We start from the raw sequence: 20,873 nt of genomic DNA, 5'->3' as shown, positions 1-20,873 counted from the left end.
CAGTATGGACCAAATGAAGCAATTGCTCAGTTCTAAGAAAATATTAGTAGGAGTAAGCGGATCTATTGCAGTAGCTGGGATTTTTCAATATTTAGCTATATTGAAAGCGAATTTTAGTGAAGTAAAGGTTATCATGACAAAAAGTGCAATAAAGCTTATCCCTGCAGAAACTGTGAAATTATATTGTAATGAGGTATTTGTTGATGAGGAACTTACTCTAAGTGGTAAACCAGGTCATGTGGAATTGGCTAGATGGGCAGACTTACTAATGGTACTACCGGCTACAGGAAATACTATTTCAAAAGTAGCTCATGGTTTAGCTGATGATTTATTAAGTACAGTCATTCTTGCTCATGATAAACCAGTTCTCTTTTTTCCTAATATGAACAAATTAATGTGGGAGAAAAAAGTAGTTCAGAATAATGTTAGTCTTTTAGGAGAATATGATCATATAGTGATTCCGCCTTTGAAAACAACGGCTTTTGAAATTGCGACTATGTCTTTGAAACCGAACTATGTTTTACCTAATAATCAAGAAGTATTGCATATACTCTTTAAGGAATTTGAGAAAAGAAAGTCAGTAACTGTACATGAAACAGTTGAAATGCACTAAAACTCACAAAAATGTGAGTTTTTTATTTTTTTATTTTTTTCTTTCTTTTCTTTATTTTTTTTTTATATTTGTCTTCTATATTAGTCCATAAGGAGGGATTTTATATGAATAATGAAATAGTTTTAGAAGCAAATCACTTAACAAAAACAGTAGGTGGTAAGACAATAGTAAATGATTTTTCAACTAAAATATATAAAGGAGATATTTGTGGTTTTCTGGGGCCGAATGGGGCAGGAAAAACAACTGTTATGCGTATGTTTACAGGATTAATTCGCCCGACAAAAGGGGCCATAAAAATAAGTGGTCAAGATGTAAATCAAAATAGACAACAGGCTTTGCTGAATATGGGGGCAATTATTGAATCACCAATATTCTTCCCATATATGACGGGTAGAAAAATGCTACAAAATTTAGCGAGATTATACCCTGCTCTTTCGCGAAAAGAACAATTGGAACAAGTAGAAGCAATACTATCTATTGTAAGGTTAACTGAGGATGCGGATGTGAAAATTAAAAATTATTCATTAGGAATGAGACAGCGACTTGGCATTGCACAAGCTCTTCTAGGTGATCCTGATGTTATTTTGTTAGATGAGCCAGCAAATGGCCTGGATCCTATGGGCATGAGAGAGTTAAGGGAATTAATTCTTGAACTTCGTGAAAAGAAAAATTTAACCTTTTTTATTTCAAGCCATTTACTAGATGAAATTCAGCAAATGTGTGACCGTCTTGTCATAATTAGAAATGGAAAACTTATTACGCAAGGAAGGAAAGATGAATTAATTACAGATCCAACAAAAAGGTTGGAAGATGTGTTTGTGGAGATGATGACATCATGAGGGGACTTTTTATTTCTGAATTCGAAAGGCTTTGGACGCAAAAAATAACTTGGTTAATCTTGCTTTTCTTACCTTTAATGGTAGTTGCGTCAGTGAAATATTACTTAAACTGGAATCAACATACTTCTCCTGGAAGACCAGATTACGTTACTGCTTTAAATTTTCCTATAATAAGTATTTCTGAGCATCTTGTGGTTTCGTTTAATATTATCGCTATAATACTGATTTCCACTGTTATAGCGTATGAAGTAGAAAATGGACAATTAAGAATGATTTTAATTCGTCCATTCTCTACCTCACAATTGTTTGTAGCTAAACTTGCTACTATATTAACTACCATGTTTCTATATTTAACTTTGTTTTGGATTTTTAATTCTATAGCGGGTTATTTATTCTTTCCAAAGGTAGATACATTAATAACATTTATAGATGAAACCAAGGTGTCTATTGCAGGGGCGATATTATATAACTTAAAGTATTTTTTCGCATGTTTCATTACTATGGTTTGTATTGTTTCTGTATTTACATTAATAGGGGCGTTAAGTAGAAGTACGATGATTACTCTTGGATCAGGAGTAGCCTTTATTTTCTTTGCTATTGCAATTCCACAGATGTTAGAATTCTCTAACCAAACGATAATTAGCGCTAATACTGTACTACACCTTATGTACATGTCAATCGTTAAAATTCAGCATACAGGTATAGCATTTATACTTTCAACAAGTAATAGTATAAACATTTATATTGTTATAGTGGAAGCGATTTATATTTTCCTATTTGGAATGTTCGCATACCTGTCATTTGTGAAAAGAGATTATTTTATTTGAAAACTAGGAGGGAGTTTAATTGAAAGCATTAGTTATAAGTGAATGGGAACGACTATGGAATCAGAAAAAAAGCAAATGGATGTTGGGGATTTTTACTGTCATTGTTTTTCTTCAGGCTTGGTTTTTAAAGTACTATGGAGTGGGGATTTATAATGATGGGCAACAAGTTCCACTAAATTCTTGGAATTTTTCATGGTTTTTATTAAAGGAATCTTCTTTCTTAATTACTTTGATTTTCATGCCTGTAAGTTTCTTGAATAGCTTAAATGTAGAATACAACTCAGGAGCATATCGTCTATTTTTAATTAGGCCTTTTCAACGTATAACCTTTCTTATGTCAAAATGGTTTTCTCTTTCTATAATGGTGTTACTCTACTTATTTGTTGTTCTTTTTGTTGGCATAGTACTTGGGTTGGTGTTTTTTAAAGCCGATGATGCTTTTATGTTCTACGGCCAACAAAAGACCGCGATAGAAGCGATATTATATACAGTACAAGTATATGGATTGTTTTTTATTATTCAAATGTGTGGCTTAGCTCTTGCTAGTTTAATAAGTGTCATAATTTCAAATGCAGTTATTAGCTTTTTCCTTCTGATCGGAATCTACATCGGGTGCTTGTACATTAGTCAATTATCGTTCTTTTTATTATCTGTCCAGAGTATCTTCCATGCGCTCAGCACAGGAAGTAACACTTTATACGTTCTGATTCTAGGTATCATGATTATTAGTGTTAGCGTTTGTATAAGCATTTGGAATAAAAAAGAATTTACATGTTAATGCACAGGATAGAATGGAGGTATACCATGATTATGTTAGAAGCTAAAGGAATCGAAAAAGTTTACAAAACTAAATTCCGAGAATATCCAGTTTTAAATAATGTCAACTTAACTGTTCATGAAGGAGATTTTGTAGGAATTATGGGACCTTCAGGGAGTGGAAAGTCTACACTTTTAAATGTACTTTCCTCTCTTGATTTTCCTTCAAATGGAGATATTACAATTAAAGGACAAAATTTAACTAATATGGATGGTAATCAATTAAGCAATTATCGTCGTGAAAATATTGGTTTTATTTTTCAAAATTATAATTTGTTAGATCACTTAACAATTGAAGAAAATATTCTTCTACCCGCAGCTTTAAGAATGGGGAGTAAAAAAGGTGTCAGGGATAAACTCAATACATTAGGGAATGAACTAAATATTGAATCACTTTTGCCAAAGTATCCCTATGAAATCTCTGGGGGACAACAACAAAGAGCAGCTATTATCCGTTCATTAATTAATGATCCTTATCTGTTATTTGCTGATGAACCGACGGGAAATCTAGATTCAAAATCTGCTTATGATGTATTGAATATACTAAAAACATTGAATGAAACACATAAAACAACTATTTTAATGGTAACTCACGACTCTGTAGCTGCTAGTTTTTGCAACAGGGTCATATTTTTGAAAGATGGCAAGATTGTTCATGAGATGCAACGTTCCTATGAAGAAAAGCAATTCAGTTTCAATCAACGTATACTACTGTATATCTCTAAAGAAGTGGGGGAGAATGATGTCAATATTTTCACTCGCACTTAAAAATATAACTCGCAATTTTTCACTGTATATAGTGTATCTTGTAAGTAGTATTCTATCAGTTACAATTTTTTATATGTATGCAGCATTTCTTTCATATCCAAAAGTTTCTGGAATAGAGCAACTGTTAATTGCATGTGAATTCATTATCCTGCTATTTTCATGTTTTTTCATTTCCTATTCTTATGACCATTTTCTTACTGAACGGAAAAAGGAAATTGGTATTTGGAAAACGTTCGGAGCTTCTAAAAAACAATTATTTATTATCATTGTTTTAGAAAATACGATAATTGGAGCAATTTCTATCGTAATTGGAATTATACTTGGTATAGCACTATCAAAAAGCTTTTTTGAATTCATCGGGAAATCGCTCTTCTTAAGTGAGTCATTTTCCTATTTCTTCTCTCCAATTGCTACTTTTTTTACAGTTATTTTGTTTGGAGTTCTATTCTTTTTTGTTTCATTACGTAGTTATTATAAAATTGGACGCATTTCTGTTTTGGAGTTATTTCAAGAGACAAAAAAAACAAAAGATTTACCTAGGTTTTCTAAGAAGAAATTCATAATTTCCCTGTTAATTTTGGTTATTTCGTATGTTTTTATCCTTTATGCAACTTTACCTGTACTATTATTTTCTTTTTTGCCTTTATCTGCTCTTTTATTGTTAGGGACGTACCTTTTTTGTTCACACGGATTAGTAGGAACTGTATCGTATTTAATTAATAAAGAAAAAAAACATTTAAATGGCATTCGAATGCTAATATTTATAAGTCTAAGGAAAAAACTTTATTATAATGCTAAAATCATCTTTCTTGTTTCAATATTCTTATCAATGATAATGATATTAATCAGCTCTATATATTTATATTCGGAGTTGAATGATCAAAGAATGCGAAGTAGCCACCCACAGCCAGCTGTATTTATTGTTGATAAAAAACAAGAGAATACATTAGAATCTGCTTTAGAAAAAAATTTCAAAGGAGAGGTTGAGGGATTTCATAAGAAAAAATGGGAAGGTGTATTACTGAAATCATCAAAGGAAGAAGGACAAACTCTTATACTACAAACAGATTCATTCTTTATAAAGAACTGGACAAAAACAAAAAAAGATAACCTGTTATTTAGTAAAAAAAATGCTAATATCGATAAGTTGAATATCCAAACAAATAAAGGGAATACAAAATTGATAGTAAAAAATGTAGTTGAAGGACATGCGATAAACCCGGTATCTGGGATAGATAATGTAGTTTTTGTACCAGCAGATATACTTAATGAATTAGAGAAGGGAATATTACCTACTCAACATGTTTCATTTTATACATTAGATTTCAAGGAAGATAATAAGAGTTATAGTGCACTAAAAACTTTATTTGAGGCACTCCCTTTAGAGATAAAGGAACAGTCCAGCGTTCGTCTTCTTCATTATGAAAATACAGTTCAATTAACTTCAGTTTTATGGATAATAGCATTATTTATTGGTTTTATCTTGCTAATTGCTTTATCCAGTCTTCTTTGGTTTAAGTTATACGAAGATATATCTAATGATAGAAAAATATTTCACGCTTTAAGAAAAATTGGTTTGAATTTCAATGAAATAAAAAAAACATTAAGAGTTCAAATTGCAATAATTTTCTTTGTACCAATTATTCTCGGGGGAATAAATCTATTCATAGCAATCTATGCCTTGCAAAATATATTGGGAGGATTTAAAATTTACTCAATAATATTAATATTTTTTATTTTCTTGGTATTCCAATTGGTATTTTGCTTCATTTCAAACCACGTTTATTATAAGAAGGTTGTTCATGAAAAGAATATTAATTAGCAAGAAAATATATTTCACAAAATAATAAGAGTTTTAAAATAAACTAGAGAGGAGTGTTTTTTTGAATGGAACGATTCTTGTTGTAGATGATGAGTCAGAAATTGTAGATGTACTCTCTGATATATTCTGTGATCGGGGTTATAAAGTTCTCAAGGCCTACAATGGAGAACAAGCTCTAAATCATTTGAAAACACAAGTTGATTTAGTCATTTTAGATATTATGATGCCAAAAATGGACGGTTTTGAATTTTGTAAGGTCGTTCGTGAACAAATAAAATGCCCGATTCTATTTTTGAGTGCTAAACATTCAGAAATAGATAAAGTGAAAGGCTTTACTTTAGGTGGAGATGATTATATTACAAAACCATTCCAAGTTAAGGAGCTCATCGCACGTGTGGAGGCCCACTTGAGGCGTGAGAAAAGAGAACGTGTAAACTTGCAAAATCAACGTTTCTTAGGAAACTTGACCATTAACTATTTACAGCATGATGTTTTTATTGATGGAGTAAAAATAGATGTAACGAGTAAAGAGTTTAAAATATTAGAGCTTTTAACGGTAAATTTAGGACAAATTTTTTCTAAGGAACAAATTTATGAGAAAATTTGGGGATTGGATGCAGTAGGAGATCTCAATACAATAATAGTGCATATTAATAACTTAAGAGCTAAATTAAGTTTGGGTATGTCAACTTACCATATTAAAACCGTATGGGGAGTTGGCTATAAGTTGGAGAAATGTTAATGTTAAAAAAATTATCGTTGAAAAACCAATTTATTCTAACATTTGCAGCTGTAATATTTTTAAGTATTGTCAGTACGGTTTGTACGTTAATTTTAATATACTCTTTTCTTTTTATTTATAATGAAAAATCTGTTTTACCTGCCAACCATTATGAAAAACAAGTGCCTAGCATTGAAAAATTTGTAGAAATGAATGGAGATAAAATAGTAGATTTATCCTATCAAAAAAAAATAGAGAAAGTGATTCCAATGCAAGGAATTACTTATCAAGTTATGAATACGAATGGAAATAGGTTATATGGTACATTGAGTGATGAATTATTGAAAAACGATAAAGAAGTGTATCATAAAATAAATACCTCTACTCAAAATGGTAAACTAATTACAAAATACATTCCAATTATGAGTAATGATCAACTAGTTGGTGTGCTTGCTGTACGATACATACTAGCTGCATCTATTGATTATTACATAGAATATGTTTTTATTATTGCTTTTCTTATTCCTTTTATATTTTTAACGCTTTATTCTTATCTATTAGCTAAACGTTTAGGAAAACAATTGAATAAACCTATTAAAGAAGTAATAATGGCCTCACAAAAAATTAAAAACAAAGATTTAGACTTTGAAATAAAATATGAAAGCGAAAATGAAATAGGTATATTAATTGATTCATTTAACAGTATGAAGGAAGAATTAAAAAATTCATTATATGTTCAATGGAAATTAGAACAGGAACGTCGGGATATGGTTGCTTCCATTGCACATGATTTGCGAACACCGCTAACTATTATTTTGTCTCATGTAGAAGTATTAATGGAGCCCATGCCAAATAATCAAAAACGACTTCATCACTACTTACAAACAATAAAGAATAATACCGAAAGAGTATTGCATTTAACCGAAGAGATGAGAAGAATTTCTGAAGTGGATAACCCTGATTTCACTCTTATGATTTGTAATATAGCTCCAGCTGAAATGATTCCAGAAATGCTTGAAGAGTTTAAGGAATTGGCAAAAAATGAAGATATCCAATTAACCTATACTTTACTTATTAAACCAGAAGAAAAAAATCTTAAGTTTGCACTTGATCCAAATCGCTTGCATCAAATTCTGACGAATATTATTTCTAATAGTATTCGCTTTACGCCAAAAAAAGGAAGGATTAATGTGCAAGTGGAGGTGAAAAAAGACGTTATGTCTTTTTCTATCTCGGATTCTGGAGTTGGATTTAATACTAAAGATATCCCATTTTTATTTAGTAAATTCTACCAAGGGGATCTTTCAAGGTCAAATCAACTACATCATGGACTAGGTTTGTATATTGTAGAAAAATTGGTTGAAAAACATGGTGGAGAAATTCATGCTGAAAATAATGAGATTCAAGGAGCTCGGATTTCATTCACGATACACGCTCTGTTTAGTAATAAAAAAAGGAACTATGAATTGTCATAGTTCCTTCTCCGTTATTTAATAGCATTATATACATCCAGCTGTCCGTACCCCCAAGAAGCTTTATCAGGTGCTATATCTTTCTTTATTCCATTTTTGTAAAGGTGTGAAATTGATCGATTTGGTTGATTTTTATAATTATAGTGATTGATAATTAGAGCTAGTGTAGCGGATACTTTCGGAACTGCCATCGATGTTCCAGCGGCAAATAAGTATCTTCCAGTATTAAAAGTTGTCAGTACTTCTTCTTGTCGGAAAAGACCAGTATTCCACCATACCTCTTCGCCATATTGTTGCCACAAACGATAATCTCCTCCTGGAGCAGATATGTCAATGAATCCTTCTCCGTAATTAGAGAATACAGAACGTTGTCCAGTTGGACCAGTAGACGATACTGTTACTACTCCTGGTAATTCCCCAGGTGCTTCTATTCCTACACCAGTATATGTTTTACCCTCTTTTTCATATTTTTGTTTAAGAAAGTTATTTAGCTCCTGTTTATTAGCCACGTTTATAGAATCATTTCCTGCAGAAGCTACTACTATACTACCACGTTGATTGGCATATTCTATAGCACGTTTGTAACCTTCTACTTCTGCCCATCCATTGTCTACAAGTTTTCCATTTTCATAGACTTTTCCATTTACATAATAGGAACCAAGACTAAGGTTGATGACATCTACATCATCCTTAGCTGCTTCGATGATGGCATTAATGACCCAAGCTGCATCAGCTGATTTATTTCCAAATACACGATATGCTCTGATTCCCGTATTAGGAGCAACACCTTTTATTTCCCCATTTGCAGCAATAGATCCAGTAACGAGAGTTCCATGGCCGTTGATATCATTGATATTATTAATATCGCCTGTTTCTTCAGGTTCAGTACCTCTCAATCCTCCTTTTGGAACGAAATTTTTAGATCCGGGAATAAGGTTTTTTACTAAGTCAGGATGATCCACATCGACTCCCGAATCAATAATTCCAACAACCACATTATGAGAGCCAGTTTCCTTTTTATAACTTTCTCCATTATGAGTAAGTTCCTTCATGTCCCACTGCATATCCCATAAGGGAGGTAGGTTTGTATCTAAGGTTTTTGTTGAAAAATTAGATAAATTAGGTATCTTTATGGAATGAGAAATCTCTGGTGTTTCGACTTGCAAAGAAGGATTAACTGATTCGAATAAAGGAGATTGATTTGTAGACACTTGTGTATCTCCTTTGAATTGAATGAGTCCTATCTCCGGGACAGTGTAAGTAATTTCTCCATCCTTCTTTTTTATTTCGGTAATGCCTTGGTCTAATTTTGATGGGTCTTTTAATAAAACGGTGTAATATTGCTTAGGTTTTTCTTGAGCATGTCCTACATTTGAAAATAAAAAATACGTTAACACGGTTGCAATGACAGTGATTGCTTGTTTTTTCATAATTATCCCCTTACCTTTATAAATTGGAGGTGGAATTTGAAGATGGACCGCAAAATAAGTTTTGACAAATACCCCTATTGCCCATTTTGCTATCCCACCTAGATCCTATAAATAAGGTAACAAACCATTGGAAATTTCAAATCCGTAAATCCCGAACTTATAAGTGGTATATAGCGCAATATACTTCTTTATGTAAACACCCTGGAATTTCTACTCTAGATTTATTTCCAAAGGAATAATTCAGAAAATACAGAAAAATGTCGTAATCATTTGTAGAAGTCTGTTATAATAAACGAAAAAATGAAAACGTTTTAAAGGGGGACATAACCAATATGATGATGAATGTACCGCTAACAATTAGTTCTATGATGGAAAGAGCAGAGAAACTGTTTTCGAAGAAAGAAATTGTTTCACGGACACATGATACAGTTACAACGTTAACGTATAAGCAGTTAGGGGAAAGAACGAGAAGGCTTTCCAGTGCGTTGAAAAAGCTTGGAATTAAAGAAGGTGAACGTGTAGGAACATTAGCGTGGAACCATCATCGGCATGTGGAAGCGTATTTTGCTATTCCAGGTATTGCTTCTGTTTTGCACACAATTAACATTCGTTTATCTCCTCAACATATTTCATACATTATTCAGCACGCAGAAGACCGAATTCTACTTATAGATGAAGATCTCGTACCGTTTGTTGAAATTATTCAATCACAATTATCAACTGTACAAGCTTACATTATTATGACTGATAAAGATGAACTCCCAAATACGACGCTGAAGCCTGTATATCATTATGAAAAGCTATTAGAAGAAGGTGATCCAAATTTCCAATTTGTAAAAGATATTGATGAAAATACACCTGCTGGTATGTGTTATACGTCAGCGACTACAGGAAATCCGAAAGGTGTTGTATATACGCATCGTAGTACTGTATTACACTGTATGGCACTCGGTTTAGCTGATACAGCTGCTTTATCGGAAAGTGATGCAGCAATGGCAATCGTCCCGATGTTTCATGTGAACGCTTGGGGACTTCCTTTTGCGGCTACTTGGTTTGGATCAAAACAAGTTCTTCCTGGACCGATGTTTACTCCAAAAATTTTATTAGAGATGATTCAATCAGAAAAAGTGACGTTAGCTGCGGGTGTGCCGACAATTTGGCTCGGCGTATTACAAGAGTTAGAAAATAATAGTTACGATTTATCTAGTATGACGAGAATACTATGCGGAGGTGCAGCGGCACCGAAAAGTGTTATTAAAGCATTTGAACAGAAACATAATGTTCCGTTCATACATGCATATGGTATGACTGAAACGAGTCCACTCGTAACACTTGCACGTTTAAAAAGTTATGAAACGGAATTATCGTATGAAGAGCAACTAGAAATCCGCTCCAAACAAGGATATCTTGTACCTGGTGTCGAGATGAAAGTAGTCGGTACAAATGGTGAAGTGAAGTGGGATGGTACTGAGATGGGAGAATTATGTTTACGAGCACCTTGGATCGCTGAAAGCTATTATAACGATGATCGTACTGTCGAAGGTTTTCGCGATGGATGGTTATATACTGGTGATGTTGTCACAGTGGATGAGGAAGGTTGCGTGAAAATTGTTGACCGTACGAAGGATGTTATTAAAAGCGGGGGAGAATGGATTTCTTCGGTCGATCTTGAAAATGCTTTAATGGCACATGATGCTATATTTGAAGCGGCTGTCGTTGCAGTTCCTCACCCTCAGTGGCAAGAGCGACCAATTGCCTGCGTTGTTCAAAAGAAAAATAGTACGGTTACAAAAGAAGAAATATATGAGTTTTTAAAACCACAGTTTGCGAAGTGGTGGTTGCCAGACGATATTGTCTTTATGGAAGAAATACCGAAAACATCTGTTGGGAAGTTTTTAAAACAGGCGCTTCGGAAAGAACTGGAGCATTTGCATAGAGAGAAATAAGTGAACTTCTATTTGTAAACTCTAATACATTAACGGTTGACAAAAGAGGAGTGGAAAGATAATATAATTTTTGTGATATGTTATCTAAAATGAATTTTAAGTTTACAAATAGGAGAAGCAAATATGAATACAAAAAACTTAGTTTTCGTCGCTTTATTTAGTTCTATTATGGGAGTGTTAGGGTTAATACCTCCGATTGCTCTTTCTATTACACCAGTTCCAATTACATTGCAATCACTCGGTGTTATGCTTGCGGGTGGGTTGTTAGGATCACGTCTAGGTGCGTTAAGTCAGCTTATTTTCTTACTTGTTGTAGGAGTTGGAGCACCATTACTTGCTGGTGGACGCGGTGGCCTTGGTGTATTTGTTGGGCCAAGTGCAGGATATTTACTTGGTTACATCATTGGAGCGTTTGTTATTGGTTATTTAATTGAGCGTTTACGTGAAGTTTCTATTATAAAAGTATTATGTATTAATATAATTGGTGGTATTTTCGTAGTTTATGTATTGGGTATTACTGTACAAGCGTTTTTAATGAATGTTTCTGTATGGGAGACAATGAAAGTGAGTGCTGTGTTTTTACCAGGGGATTGTATAAAAGCAATTATTGCGGCAGTTCTCGTAACAAAATTACATCGTTCATTGAAACATATTATTACACCCGCTTTAAAGAATGGAAAATATACAAATGCGGGATGATAAAGGGAAGAAACACGTACATTGCGTGTTTCTTTTTATTATTTTTGTAAAGAAAGGATGTCTCATATGGGTGTTACAAAAGAATATAAAAAGCAAGCCTCTTTACAACCAAATAAAATAGCGATAAAGGAAAATGATAGAGTTTTAACATATAAAGAGTGGTTCGAATCAGTTTGTAAAGTAGCAAACTGGTTGCACGCAACAGAATCAAAGAATAAAACAATAGCAATCCTATTAGAAAATCGTATAGAGTTTTTACAACTATTTTCTGGTGCCGCTATGGCCGGGTGGGTTTGTGTTCCGTTAGATATAAAGTGGAAACAAGATGAGCTCAGAGAAAGAATTGAAATTAGTAATCCGGATATGATTGTGACAGAACGATATAAGGTGAATGATCTATTGGATGAAGAAGGAAGAGTAATTGAAATTGATGAGTGGAAAAGAATGATAGAGAAATATCTTCCTACATATTCCACTGTAGAAAGTGTACAACATGCTCCTTTTTATATGGGATTTACATCAGGATCAACAGGAACAGCAAAAGCATTTTTACGTGCACAACAATCGTGGGTTCATAGTTTTGATTGTAATGTACATGACTTTCATATGAAAAGGGAGGATTCAATTTTAATAGCTGGGACGCTCGTTCATTCTCTTTTCTTATACGGGGCAATAAGTGCATTATATGTAGGACAAACAGTGCACATTATGAGAAAGTTCTTTCCAAATCAAGTATTAGATAAGTTAGAAACTGAAAATATATCAGTTATGTATACAGTTCCGACAATGCTTGAATCTTTATATAAAGAAAGTAGATTAATAGAAAATAAAGTGAAAATTATTTCGTCAGGAGCGAAATGGGAACCTGAAGCGAAAGAAAAAATAAAGAATATATTTCCTTATGCGAAAAGATATGAATTTTATGGTGCATCAGAGTTAAGTTTTGTAACAGCACTAGTCGATGCAGAAAGCGAAAGAAGGCCAAATTCAGTAGGAAAACCTTGTCATAATGTGCAAGTTCGAATATGTAATGAAGCAGGCGAAGAAGTACAAAAAGGTGAAATAGGAACTGTTTATGTGAAAAGTGATCAGTTTTTTATGGGATACATAATAGATGGGGTTTTAACACGGGAGTTGAATGCAGAAGGCTGGATGACAGTGCGAGATGTAGGCTATGAAGATGAAGAAGGCTTTATATATATTGTTGGTAGAGAGAAGAATATGATTTTATTTGGAGGAATCAATATTTATCCAGAAGAAATAGAAAGTGTATTACATGAACACCCAGCTGTTGATGAAATAGTTGTAATTGGTGTGAAAGATAGTTACTGGGGTGAAAAGCCCGTCGCGATTGTAAAAGGAAGTGCTACGAAACAACAATTAAAGAGTTTTTGCTTACAGAGATTATCCTCTTTTAAAATACCGAAAGAATGGCATTTTGTAGATGGAATACCTTATACAAATAGTGGGAAAATCGCTCGTATGGAAGCGAAAAGTATGGTTGAAAATCGGGAGAAAACATATGAATAAGGCAGTTATTGTAGAGGCGAAAAGAACACCTATCGGTAAGAAGAATGGGATGTTAAAAGAGTATGAAGTTCAGCAATTAGCAACGCCGCTTCTTACGTTTTTAAGTAAAGGAATTAAGAGAGAGATAGACGATGTTATATTAGGGAATGTTGTTGGGCCAGGAGGGAATGTTGCAAGATTATCTGCTTTAGAGGCAGGACTTGGCTATCATATTCCTGGTGTAACGATTGATCGGCAATGTGGTGCTGGTTTAGAAGCAATTCGAACTGCGTGTCATCTCATTCAAGGCGGGGCAGGTAAGTGTTATATCGCCGGGGGAGTAGAGAGTACAAGTACGTCAGCTTTTCAAAAAAGAGCACGATTTTCACCTGAAACAATTGGTGATCCTGACATGGGAGTAGCGGCTGAATATGTTGCGGAGCGTTATAATATAACGAGAGAAATGCAAGACGAGTATGCTTGTCTTAGTTATAAGCGGACACTGCAAGCGTTAGAAAAAGGATATATACATGATGAAATATTCTCTTTTAATGGATTATTAGATGAATCTATAAAGCCAGAAATGAATTATGAACGAATCATTAAAAGAACAAAGCCCGCATTTTTACAAAATGGAACAGTGACGGCAGGTAATTCATGTGGTGTAAATGATGGGGCATGTGCTGTTCTTGTAATGGAAGAGGGACAAGCCCGAAAGTTAGGTTATAAACCTGTCCTTCGTTTCGTTCGTAGTGCTGTAGTGGGAGTGGATCCCAAGCTTCCAGGGACTGGTCCGATATTTGCGGTGAACAAATTATTAAACGAAATGAATGTAAAAGTAGAGGACATCGATTATTTTGAAATAAATGAAGCATTCGCCTCAAAAGTTGTTGCTTGCGCAAAAGAGTTACAAATTCCGTACGAAAAAGTAAATGTAAATGGTGGAGCAATTGCGCTCGGTCATCCGTACGGTGCATCTGGTGCTATGCTTGTAACACGTTTGTTTTATCAGGCACAAAGAGAGTCTATGAAATATGGAATTGCTACATTAGGAATTGGAGGCGGGATAGGGATTGCGCTATTATTTGAGAAAGTAGAAGACTAGCGAGGTAACTAGTTTTCTACTTTTTGAGGAACATAAACATTACTACCAGGCTTCGCTTTCATTTCGTTCCAAGCAGCAATCGCATCAGCTTTTGCTTTCTCTTTATTATTTGGATCTTCGAAAAAGTCACGAGTAAAGCGATTGTATTCAAATTGTGCACCGATAGTTGTTTTGTATGTAGGGTCTTTTTTTCGTTTGTTTTCTTCATGCCAAAAAGCTACCGCGTCTTCATATGTTTTTCCAACATTCTCTTTAAAAAACTTTTGAAGAGCTACTGTAAAGCGGAAGTTTGCTCCGATTTTTTCTTTGAAAAAAGCACGAACATCTTCGCTACAGCGGTGATTGTTAGTAATAATCGTTTGAAGAGAAAGGTCTTTATAGGATAGGGAAGCTTTACTCACCTTTTGAACAGAGCTGTTTTTTAATATTTTACCAGTAGTTAAATAATGTGAGATACGCTCGGTTATTTCGATCTTAGAGCCACTAGCTGGCAACCCATTCTCACGACAAAATGTTTGGAGTTCTGCTTTTAACCAATAATAGTTTTGGAAATCTTCAAGTGATATAGACTTTGTTAAAGGTGGACGCATGAATGTAACAACTACTTTCTTCCATAGTTTTCTTCAATTATAAAACGTATGTTCTTTTTATGGAAGGGTTAATTTGTAAATATAATGGGAAGAGGAGATTACATATGGAAAATATAATGCAAGTTCGTGTTACGGGAATTTTAATTGAAGGTGAAAAATTATTGCTAGTAAAGCAAAAAGTTGCTAATAGGAATTGGTCTTTACCTGGAGGAAGAGTGGAGAATGGTGAAATGTTAGAAGAGGCGATGATTAGAGAAATGAGAGAAGAAACGGGATTAGAAGTTAAAATTAAGAAGCTACTCTATGTTTGTGATAAACCGGATGCCAGTCCATCTTTATTACATATTACATTTCTACTTGAAAAGCTTACAGGGGAAATTATGTTACCCTCTAATGAATTTGATCATAATCCAATTCATGATGTGCAAATGGTGCCGATTAAAGATTTAAGTCATTATGGTTTTTCGGAAACTTTTATAACTCTTATAAGTGAAGGTTTTTCAAATGCAGGGAGTTACCAAGGATTGAAACAAAATATTGGTTTGTAAGTATAGAGTAAGGATAGCTGTTAGCTATCCTTACTAAAAATGCTTTACACCGCCGACTGTAAAGAAGAAACAAGCTGATTTAAAAATTCATCTCCGCTCATAATTGCTTTCCCGCCACCGCGAGCACTCTTCTTATTTCCGCCACCTTTTCCTTCGATTGTAGGAAGAGCGTCTTTTAAAAGAGCATTCATATCGAGTGATACTGATTTTCCGCAAGCGAGAATACATTGTAGTTTGTCATCATTTTCGATGACGAAATACGTAATTGCATGCTCTTGTTGTTCTGTAATAATAGCGGAAAGCTTTGCGATTTCTTGCATAGAACGATTTGTAAATACTTTAGAAATAAGTATGTCAGCATGAATTTTTATAGGCTGTAGAAGTAGTTCATTTGCCTCTGCAAATAATAATTTTTCATTCATTGTTTGTATTGCTTTTTCGTTTTCTTTTTGAGAAGTAAGCAGTTGCGCCACTTTTGCTGGAATATCAGTTTCGCTACTGTTTAATTGTTTAGAAACATCTTTCATAATTTGTTGCTGTTGTCCCATTAATTTAAGTGTACGCCAACCAGCGATAAACGTTAAGCGTATACCACCTTTATTGCGCTCCCATCCTAGTACTTGAATAGGACCAACTTCACCAGTTCGTTTCGGATGCGTTCCACCACAGCCGTTGTAGTCAAAGTTTTCGATAATAACAACCCGTATATTTTCTGTCATAGTCGGTTCTTTACGAAGGGGCAACGTTTTCGCTTCTTCTAAGTTCATCCACTGGATGCGGATTGGATGGTTTTCAAAAACAATTTTGTTTGCAATTTGTATTGCTTTTTCAACCGTTTCTGCATGAAGATTTTCTGTTTCTAAATCAATTGTTACTGTTTCTTTACCAAGATGGAATCCAATTGTAGGCATGTTAAAATGGTCCCAAAAAGCAGCAGATAAAATGTGCTGAGCTGCATGTTGTTGCATATGATCAAAACGGCGCTCCCAATTGATTTTACCTTCTACGTCTTCTGTATGTAATTGTTCTGCAATGTAGTGACGAATTTCTCCGTTTATCTCTTCTACATTGATTACATTGATATCATTTAATGTACCAGTATCATATGGTTGTCCGCCACCTGTCGGATAAAATGCTGTTTCATTCAAAACAACGTATAAGTTACCGTCTTTATCATAATCTTGCTTTATAATTTTAGTAGTAAAGTCTTGCTTATAAGCGTCAGTGTAATATAATTTGTGCTCCAATTTTCTTTCTCCTCTCGCATTAACTAGTTTCATTGTAATGCAATTGAAATTAGTTTCCTAATATTTCAGAAGAAAGAAACTATTTTTAGAATTTTCTTGCTATAATAAGGGAAAGAAAATGCGGGGGTGGAATAAATATGTTATATGAAAACGGCGTAGATAAACTGCTTAGTTTAAGTAGAAATATTTCCGAATTATATCGAGAATTAAACGAAATGACCCGGATTTTAACGGATTGTAATCGAGAAAGTGTGAAGTTTGATCGATTATATGTAAAAGAGTTACTTTGGAAGAAAGAAGATGTAATAGAGAAATATGACCAGCTACTTGTACAACTTTGTATTAACGAATGCTTTGATCTAAAAAGTGTCATTACAGGGGAATATAAGTATACATATGAAGAAGTAGAAAACATAGTTTTACAATTTAATGAAAAGTATAATGTCGCAATCTTAATTAAAGATGTGTGTAAAGAATTACAGTTCACATATGGAATTGATATGGACATAACGAGAACAACTCGGGTATCAACAGCTCAAGTATAGAAAAAGGAAAAGAAAGCAGATCCTTTGCTTTCTTTTTTTTGTGAAAATAGAGAGAGTAGGTTTAACGATGAAGGGGAAGTTACAGCATATTCATCCGCTTGGAATGAGTATTATTTTAGGGACATTATTTGCTAGGTTTGCAACTTCAATGAGTATCCCTTTTTTAGCGATTTATTTAACGACTGTTAAAGGTGTATCAGCTGGAATGACTGGTGCTATTATCGGAACGAGTGCACTTGTTGGTGTTTTTGCTAGTTTTATCGGAGGGAATTTATCAGATCGATTTGGCCGGAAAACGATTATGCTCTGGTCCATGATCGTTTGGATTTTTGTGTTTATAGGTTTTTCACTTGCGAATCATGTTTTAAGTTTCTTTTTATTAAACGCTTTAAATGGATTATGTAGGTCGTTTTTTGAGCCAACATCAAGAGCATTATTATCAGATTTAACAAAGCCTGAGTATCGGTTACTCGTCTATAACTTACGATACGGTGCAATAAATGTTGGAGTTGCAATTGGACCAATTGTTGGATTACAGATTGGAAGTGCAAAATCAACAATTCCTTTTTTAGTAGCAGCTGGGGTATATATTCTATATACAGCTATATTAGCGTTCCAATTTAAGAAGTATCCAATGGAAAAAAAGAAAGTGAGTACAGAAAAACCTGTTACAATGCTAAATGCAATACGTATATTGCGAAAAGATATAGTATTTTTAGTTGCTTTAGTCGGTATTATTTTGAGTAATTGCGGTTTTTCACATTTAACGACGACAGTATCTCAATATTTTGCAAATGCACATATATTTGAGGATGGGGTGAAGCTATTCTCATACATGCTCGCTTTAAATGCAATTGTTGTAGTGATTATCCAATACCCTGTTATTCAAATGTGCAAAAAGTATACACCGTTAACATCAATTATGGTTGGGACTTTATTTGTGAGCGGAGGATTATTTGGCTTTGGAATAGTAGAATCTATGCTAGGTGCTGCCGTTTGTACAATTATTTTTACAATTGGAGAAGTCTTAATGTTTTCAATGACGGATGTATTTATTGATGATATTGCTGTTGCGCATCTAAAAGGAACATACTTCGGTGCGATGGGCTTTTCGGGAATTGGAGCAGTAATAGGTCCGTGGTTCGGAGGAGTACTTCTCGATTACTACGGGTACCAAAATGGGTTTGCAGTATTTTCAGCACTAGCTATATTTTCAACTGTGGCATTTCCTGTGCTTTTAGTTACAAAAGGTTTATCGAAAAAAAGATATGATAGAAATTCTAATATAGAAATGCATGCGAAATAACATAAGCCCCAGTAACCAACTGGGGCTTAGTTTGAATTATATTAACTCTTAATTTGAAAAAAGAACTTTTTTTTCATGCTTATCAGCAACTTCATTTTTGGAAATATGAATGGCTAAAAATCCGTTTTCTAAGCAGGCTAGCATCTTTTTATAAATGATAGTAGTAGGTAAAGGGATTGTTCGTTGTAAGGAAATGTTTTTATGAAGTATGCATATAGCTAGGCCTGTCTCTAACTTTTTAATGAGTACATTTTGTTCCGTGATATTTTGTACATCTGTTTCCAAAATATATTCTTCTTCGGTTTCGCAAAGGTCGATGTGAATTTGATTTGGAAAGCTAAAGTTACTATAAGAATCGGAACAAAATTGATCCATCCATTCTTCGAAACCATCAACATGAAAAAGACAATTCTTCTTTTTCTTGCCCATGTAAGACACCCTCCGTAAAATATCAATTCATATCATGTTATGCATGAATGAAACAGAGGTGAAGAATAAATGATGAAATACAAACATTTTATGTTGAATGTGCACGGTATGTGAATGTTTTTATTACATATCATGATGTGAATGTTTTTTTTGGCGTGAATGGTTACGGTTTTTTACTTTATGAGATCCGCTTAATGGCTCAGGTTGTCCTTGTTTTTCTTTTGATTCACGGTTGTTTTTACCCATTGTATATGACACCTCCTCTTTCTTTTTAGAATGAGAGAAGTTGACGATTTTATACGAGAATGTTTTTAGAAAAAAAGGTAAAGATAAAGGGGACTAACAATTATAGAAAGGGGATTATATAATGCCATATCATAAAGATAAGCAACAAGCCTTTCAAGCGGCACAGCAAGGAGTTACACAAGCAGAAAATGCATTTAATAATATTGTGAAAAATGACCCTAACTACGGTCATGATTTAAAAGAGTTACGCCAAGAGGTCCAGGAAGCATATGAACAAATTCAAAATGCACTAGAGGTAGCTTCAGAAACACAACGTCCACAACTTGAGCAATATGAAAATAATCTCCAAAATATAATGCGAAATGTAGATCAATTAGAAAAGTAAATGAGGTTGTTGTTTATTCGACAACCTTGTTGCTTTAGTGAACGTTATGCTAAAACAGAAAATTTTTCTATTAGTTTTTTCTTTGCTATGTGCAGTACATATATTTCAAGTGGAAAAAGTGGAAGCGAAAATGTTGCTCAGAAAAGAGTTAGAACCAACTGGTTATGTAACATGGGAAGTACCTAATAATGAAAAAATTATTGCAATTACATTTGATGATGGGCCAGATCCAACGTATACACCACAAGTTTTAGATTTATTACGTCAATATAAGGCGGAAGCGACATTTTTTATGATTGGATTTCGAGTTCAGCGTAATCCATATTTAGTGAAGCAAGTGTTAAAAGAGGGACATGAAATTGGAAATCATACGATGAATCATTTGTATGCAAGTAATTCGTCAGATGAAAAATTAGAAAATGATATTTTAGATGGAAAGAAATTTTTTGAAAAATGGGTGAAAGAACCTTTGCTATTCCGTCCTCCTGGCGGATATATTAACGATGCTGTATTTAAAACAGCGAAAGAGGCTGGCTATCAAACCGTTCTATGGTCGTGGCATCAAGACCCGCGTGATTGGGCAAATCCAGGGGTTGAATCCATTGTAAATCATGTAGTGAAAAATGCTAAAAGTGGCGATATTGTATTGTTACATGATGGAGGGAATGATCGTAGTCAAACGGTAGCAGCGCTAGCAAAAATTTTACCTGAGCTGAAAAAACAGGGCTATCGATTTGTAACGGTTTCGGAATTACTACGTTATAAACATTAGAAGAAATCCCAAAAGGAAAATAGACCTTTTGGGATTTTTCTTTACTGGTTCTTTTTACGTTTCTTATTATTTTGTCGCTCTGCTGGAGTTAAAGGCTCGTTTGCAAATTCTTCATTGTAACCAGTTCCTTGTCCTTGTGCAGATGCAGCATTCATTCCTGAAATAGTATGATTTGCTTTTCTTTTACCCATTTTATTTCACCTCTATAACATTTTTTGTATGTTGAATGATGAGCAGT

General features: G+C 34.0%; 23 protein-coding genes. 17 read left to right on the top strand and 6 right to left on the bottom strand.

What is annotated here, in order from left to right:
- Positions 1 to 4: 4 nt before the first annotated feature.
- The 8 genes from ACTJJY_RS17420 (at position 5) to ACTJJY_RS17385 (ending at position 7,881) form a co-directional block, all read left to right on the top strand.
- On the top strand, positions 5 to 613 hold the full coding sequence (locus ACTJJY_RS17420) for a flavoprotein (protein WP_023522747.1): 609 nt from the start codon (positions 5 to 7) through the stop codon (positions 611 to 613).
- Between the two features lie 104 nt (positions 614 to 717).
- Complete coding sequence (locus ACTJJY_RS17415) at positions 718 to 1,452, top strand: ABC transporter ATP-binding protein (RefSeq protein ID WP_440606119.1); 735 nt, start codon at positions 718 to 720, stop codon at positions 1,450 to 1,452.
- Positions 1,449 to 2,279, top strand: a complete 831-nt coding sequence (locus tag ACTJJY_RS17410) for an ABC transporter permease (RefSeq protein ID WP_440606118.1) — start codon at positions 1,449 to 1,451, stop codon at positions 2,277 to 2,279. Before ACTJJY_RS17415 ends, ACTJJY_RS17410 begins: the two co-directional genes overlap by 4 nt.
- A gap of 19 nt (positions 2,280 to 2,298) precedes the next feature.
- Positions 2,299 to 3,057: an ABC transporter permease gene (locus tag ACTJJY_RS17405; RefSeq protein WP_440606117.1), complete on the top strand. Its 759-nt coding sequence runs from the start codon at positions 2,299 to 2,301 to the stop codon at positions 3,055 to 3,057.
- Positions 3,058 to 3,083: 26 nt separating this feature from the next.
- A complete protein-coding gene (locus ACTJJY_RS17400) occupies positions 3,084 to 3,863 on the top strand; it encodes an ABC transporter ATP-binding protein (protein ID WP_440606116.1) in 780 nt (259 codons plus the stop codon).
- Positions 3,838 to 5,685, top strand: a complete 1,848-nt coding sequence (locus tag ACTJJY_RS17395) for an FtsX-like permease family protein (RefSeq protein WP_326341117.1) — start codon at positions 3,838 to 3,840, stop codon at positions 5,683 to 5,685. The genes ACTJJY_RS17400 and ACTJJY_RS17395 overlap by 26 nt, the downstream gene beginning before the upstream one ends.
- Before the next feature lie 61 nt (positions 5,686 to 5,746).
- Entirely contained in the window at positions 5,747 to 6,427 is a 681-nt protein-coding gene (locus ACTJJY_RS17390) for a response regulator transcription factor (RefSeq protein ID WP_023522741.1), read from the top strand.
- Positions 6,427 to 7,881 carry a sensor histidine kinase gene (locus ACTJJY_RS17385; RefSeq protein WP_043924693.1) on the top strand — a complete coding sequence of 485 codons (1,455 nt, stop codon included), beginning with the start codon at positions 6,427 to 6,429 and terminating at the stop codon, positions 7,879 to 7,881. The genes ACTJJY_RS17390 and ACTJJY_RS17385 overlap by 1 nt, the downstream gene beginning before the upstream one ends.
- Before the next feature lie 11 nt (positions 7,882 to 7,892).
- Here the strand turns inward: ACTJJY_RS17385 and ACTJJY_RS17380 are convergent, their stop codons facing one another.
- Positions 7,893 to 9,308, bottom strand: a complete 1,416-nt coding sequence (locus ACTJJY_RS17380) for a S8 family peptidase (RefSeq protein WP_065484953.1) — start codon at positions 9,306 to 9,308, stop codon at positions 7,893 to 7,895.
- Between the two features lie 332 nt (positions 9,309 to 9,640).
- Here ACTJJY_RS17380 and ACTJJY_RS17375 point away from each other — a divergent pair, with 332 nt between their 5' ends.
- The 4 genes from ACTJJY_RS17375 (at position 9,641) to ACTJJY_RS17360 (ending at position 14,567) form a co-directional block, all read left to right on the top strand.
- Complete coding sequence (locus ACTJJY_RS17375; protein ID WP_440606115.1) at positions 9,641 to 11,254, top strand: long-chain fatty acid--CoA ligase; 1,614 nt, start codon at positions 9,641 to 9,643, stop codon at positions 11,252 to 11,254.
- Positions 11,255 to 11,377: 123 nt separating this feature from the next.
- Complete coding sequence (locus ACTJJY_RS17370; RefSeq protein ID WP_440606114.1) at positions 11,378 to 11,953, top strand: biotin transporter BioY; 576 nt, start codon at positions 11,378 to 11,380, stop codon at positions 11,951 to 11,953.
- A gap of 66 nt (positions 11,954 to 12,019) precedes the next feature.
- Positions 12,020 to 13,483, top strand: a complete 1,464-nt coding sequence (locus tag ACTJJY_RS17365) for an acyl-CoA synthetase (RefSeq protein WP_440606113.1) — start codon at positions 12,020 to 12,022, stop codon at positions 13,481 to 13,483.
- The gene (locus ACTJJY_RS17360; RefSeq protein WP_440606112.1) at positions 13,476 to 14,567 is read left to right on the top strand and encodes an acetyl-CoA C-acyltransferase; all 1,092 of its coding nucleotides are present in this window, start codon (positions 13,476 to 13,478) and stop codon (positions 14,565 to 14,567) included. The genes ACTJJY_RS17365 and ACTJJY_RS17360 overlap by 8 nt, the downstream gene beginning before the upstream one ends.
- Before the next feature lie 8 nt (positions 14,568 to 14,575).
- Here the strand turns inward: ACTJJY_RS17360 and ACTJJY_RS17355 are convergent, their stop codons facing one another.
- Positions 14,576 to 15,157 (bottom strand): DUF6434 domain-containing protein, encoded by a 582-nt coding sequence (locus ACTJJY_RS17355; RefSeq protein WP_440606111.1) that lies wholly within the window; start codon positions 15,155 to 15,157, stop codon positions 14,576 to 14,578.
- A 104-nt stretch (positions 15,158 to 15,261) separates the two neighbouring features.
- Here ACTJJY_RS17355 and ACTJJY_RS17350 point away from each other — a divergent pair, with 104 nt between their 5' ends.
- Positions 15,262 to 15,705 carry an NUDIX hydrolase gene (locus tag ACTJJY_RS17350; protein ID WP_440606110.1) on the top strand — a complete coding sequence of 148 codons (444 nt, stop codon included), beginning with the start codon at positions 15,262 to 15,264 and terminating at the stop codon, positions 15,703 to 15,705.
- A 44-nt stretch (positions 15,706 to 15,749) separates the two neighbouring features.
- Here the strand turns inward: ACTJJY_RS17350 and ACTJJY_RS17345 are convergent, their stop codons facing one another.
- The gene (locus ACTJJY_RS17345; protein ID WP_000400374.1) at positions 15,750 to 16,952 is read right to left on the bottom strand and encodes a serine-tRNA(Ala) deacylase AlaX; all 1,203 of its coding nucleotides are present in this window, start codon (positions 16,950 to 16,952) and stop codon (positions 15,750 to 15,752) included.
- A gap of 137 nt (positions 16,953 to 17,089) precedes the next feature.
- On the opposite strand from ACTJJY_RS17345, the gene ACTJJY_RS17340 reads away from it, so the two are divergent.
- The gene (locus ACTJJY_RS17340) at positions 17,090 to 17,497 is read left to right on the top strand and encodes a hypothetical protein (protein WP_000965149.1); all 408 of its coding nucleotides are present in this window, start codon (positions 17,090 to 17,092) and stop codon (positions 17,495 to 17,497) included.
- A 67-nt stretch (positions 17,498 to 17,564) separates the two neighbouring features.
- Positions 17,565 to 18,803, top strand: a complete 1,239-nt coding sequence (locus ACTJJY_RS17335) for an MDR family MFS transporter (RefSeq protein WP_440606204.1) — start codon at positions 17,565 to 17,567, stop codon at positions 18,801 to 18,803.
- A 48-nt stretch (positions 18,804 to 18,851) separates the two neighbouring features.
- Here ACTJJY_RS17335 and ACTJJY_RS17330 read toward each other — a convergent pair whose 3' ends face one another.
- Together ACTJJY_RS17330 and ACTJJY_RS17325 are read right to left on the bottom strand one after the other, a co-directional pair.
- Positions 18,852 to 19,232, bottom strand: coding sequence for an Hsp20/alpha crystallin family protein (locus tag ACTJJY_RS17330; RefSeq protein WP_440606109.1), 381 nt, complete (start codon positions 19,230 to 19,232; stop codon positions 18,852 to 18,854).
- A gap of 123 nt (positions 19,233 to 19,355) precedes the next feature.
- Entirely contained in the window at positions 19,356 to 19,478 is a 123-nt protein-coding gene (locus ACTJJY_RS17325; RefSeq protein WP_000517654.1) for a small acid-soluble spore protein P, read from the bottom strand.
- Positions 19,479 to 19,599: 121 nt separating this feature from the next.
- Here ACTJJY_RS17325 and ACTJJY_RS17320 point away from each other — a divergent pair, with 121 nt between their 5' ends.
- Positions 19,600 to 19,863, top strand: coding sequence for a hypothetical protein (locus ACTJJY_RS17320; protein ID WP_001146295.1), 264 nt, complete (start codon positions 19,600 to 19,602; stop codon positions 19,861 to 19,863).
- 46 nt (positions 19,864 to 19,909) lie between these two features.
- Positions 19,910 to 20,635, top strand: a complete 726-nt coding sequence (gene pdaB, locus ACTJJY_RS17315) for a polysaccharide deacetylase family sporulation protein PdaB (RefSeq protein ID WP_061665781.1) — start codon at positions 19,910 to 19,912, stop codon at positions 20,633 to 20,635.
- Between the two features lie 41 nt (positions 20,636 to 20,676).
- On the opposite strand, the gene sspO is transcribed toward pdaB, so the two are convergent.
- Positions 20,677 to 20,826, bottom strand: coding sequence for an acid-soluble spore protein SspO (gene sspO / locus ACTJJY_RS17310; RefSeq protein WP_000518057.1), 150 nt, complete (start codon positions 20,824 to 20,826; stop codon positions 20,677 to 20,679).
- Positions 20,827 to 20,873 lie beyond the last annotated feature (47 nt).

It is taken from the genome of Bacillus sp. 22475 (assembly GCF_052044835.1).
Classification (GTDB): Bacteria; Bacillota; Bacilli; order Bacillales; family Bacillaceae_G; genus Bacillus_A; species Bacillus_A cereus.
The sequence above is the reverse complement of the archived record's forward strand: the minus strand, read 5'-3'. Positions and strand labels throughout refer to the sequence as shown.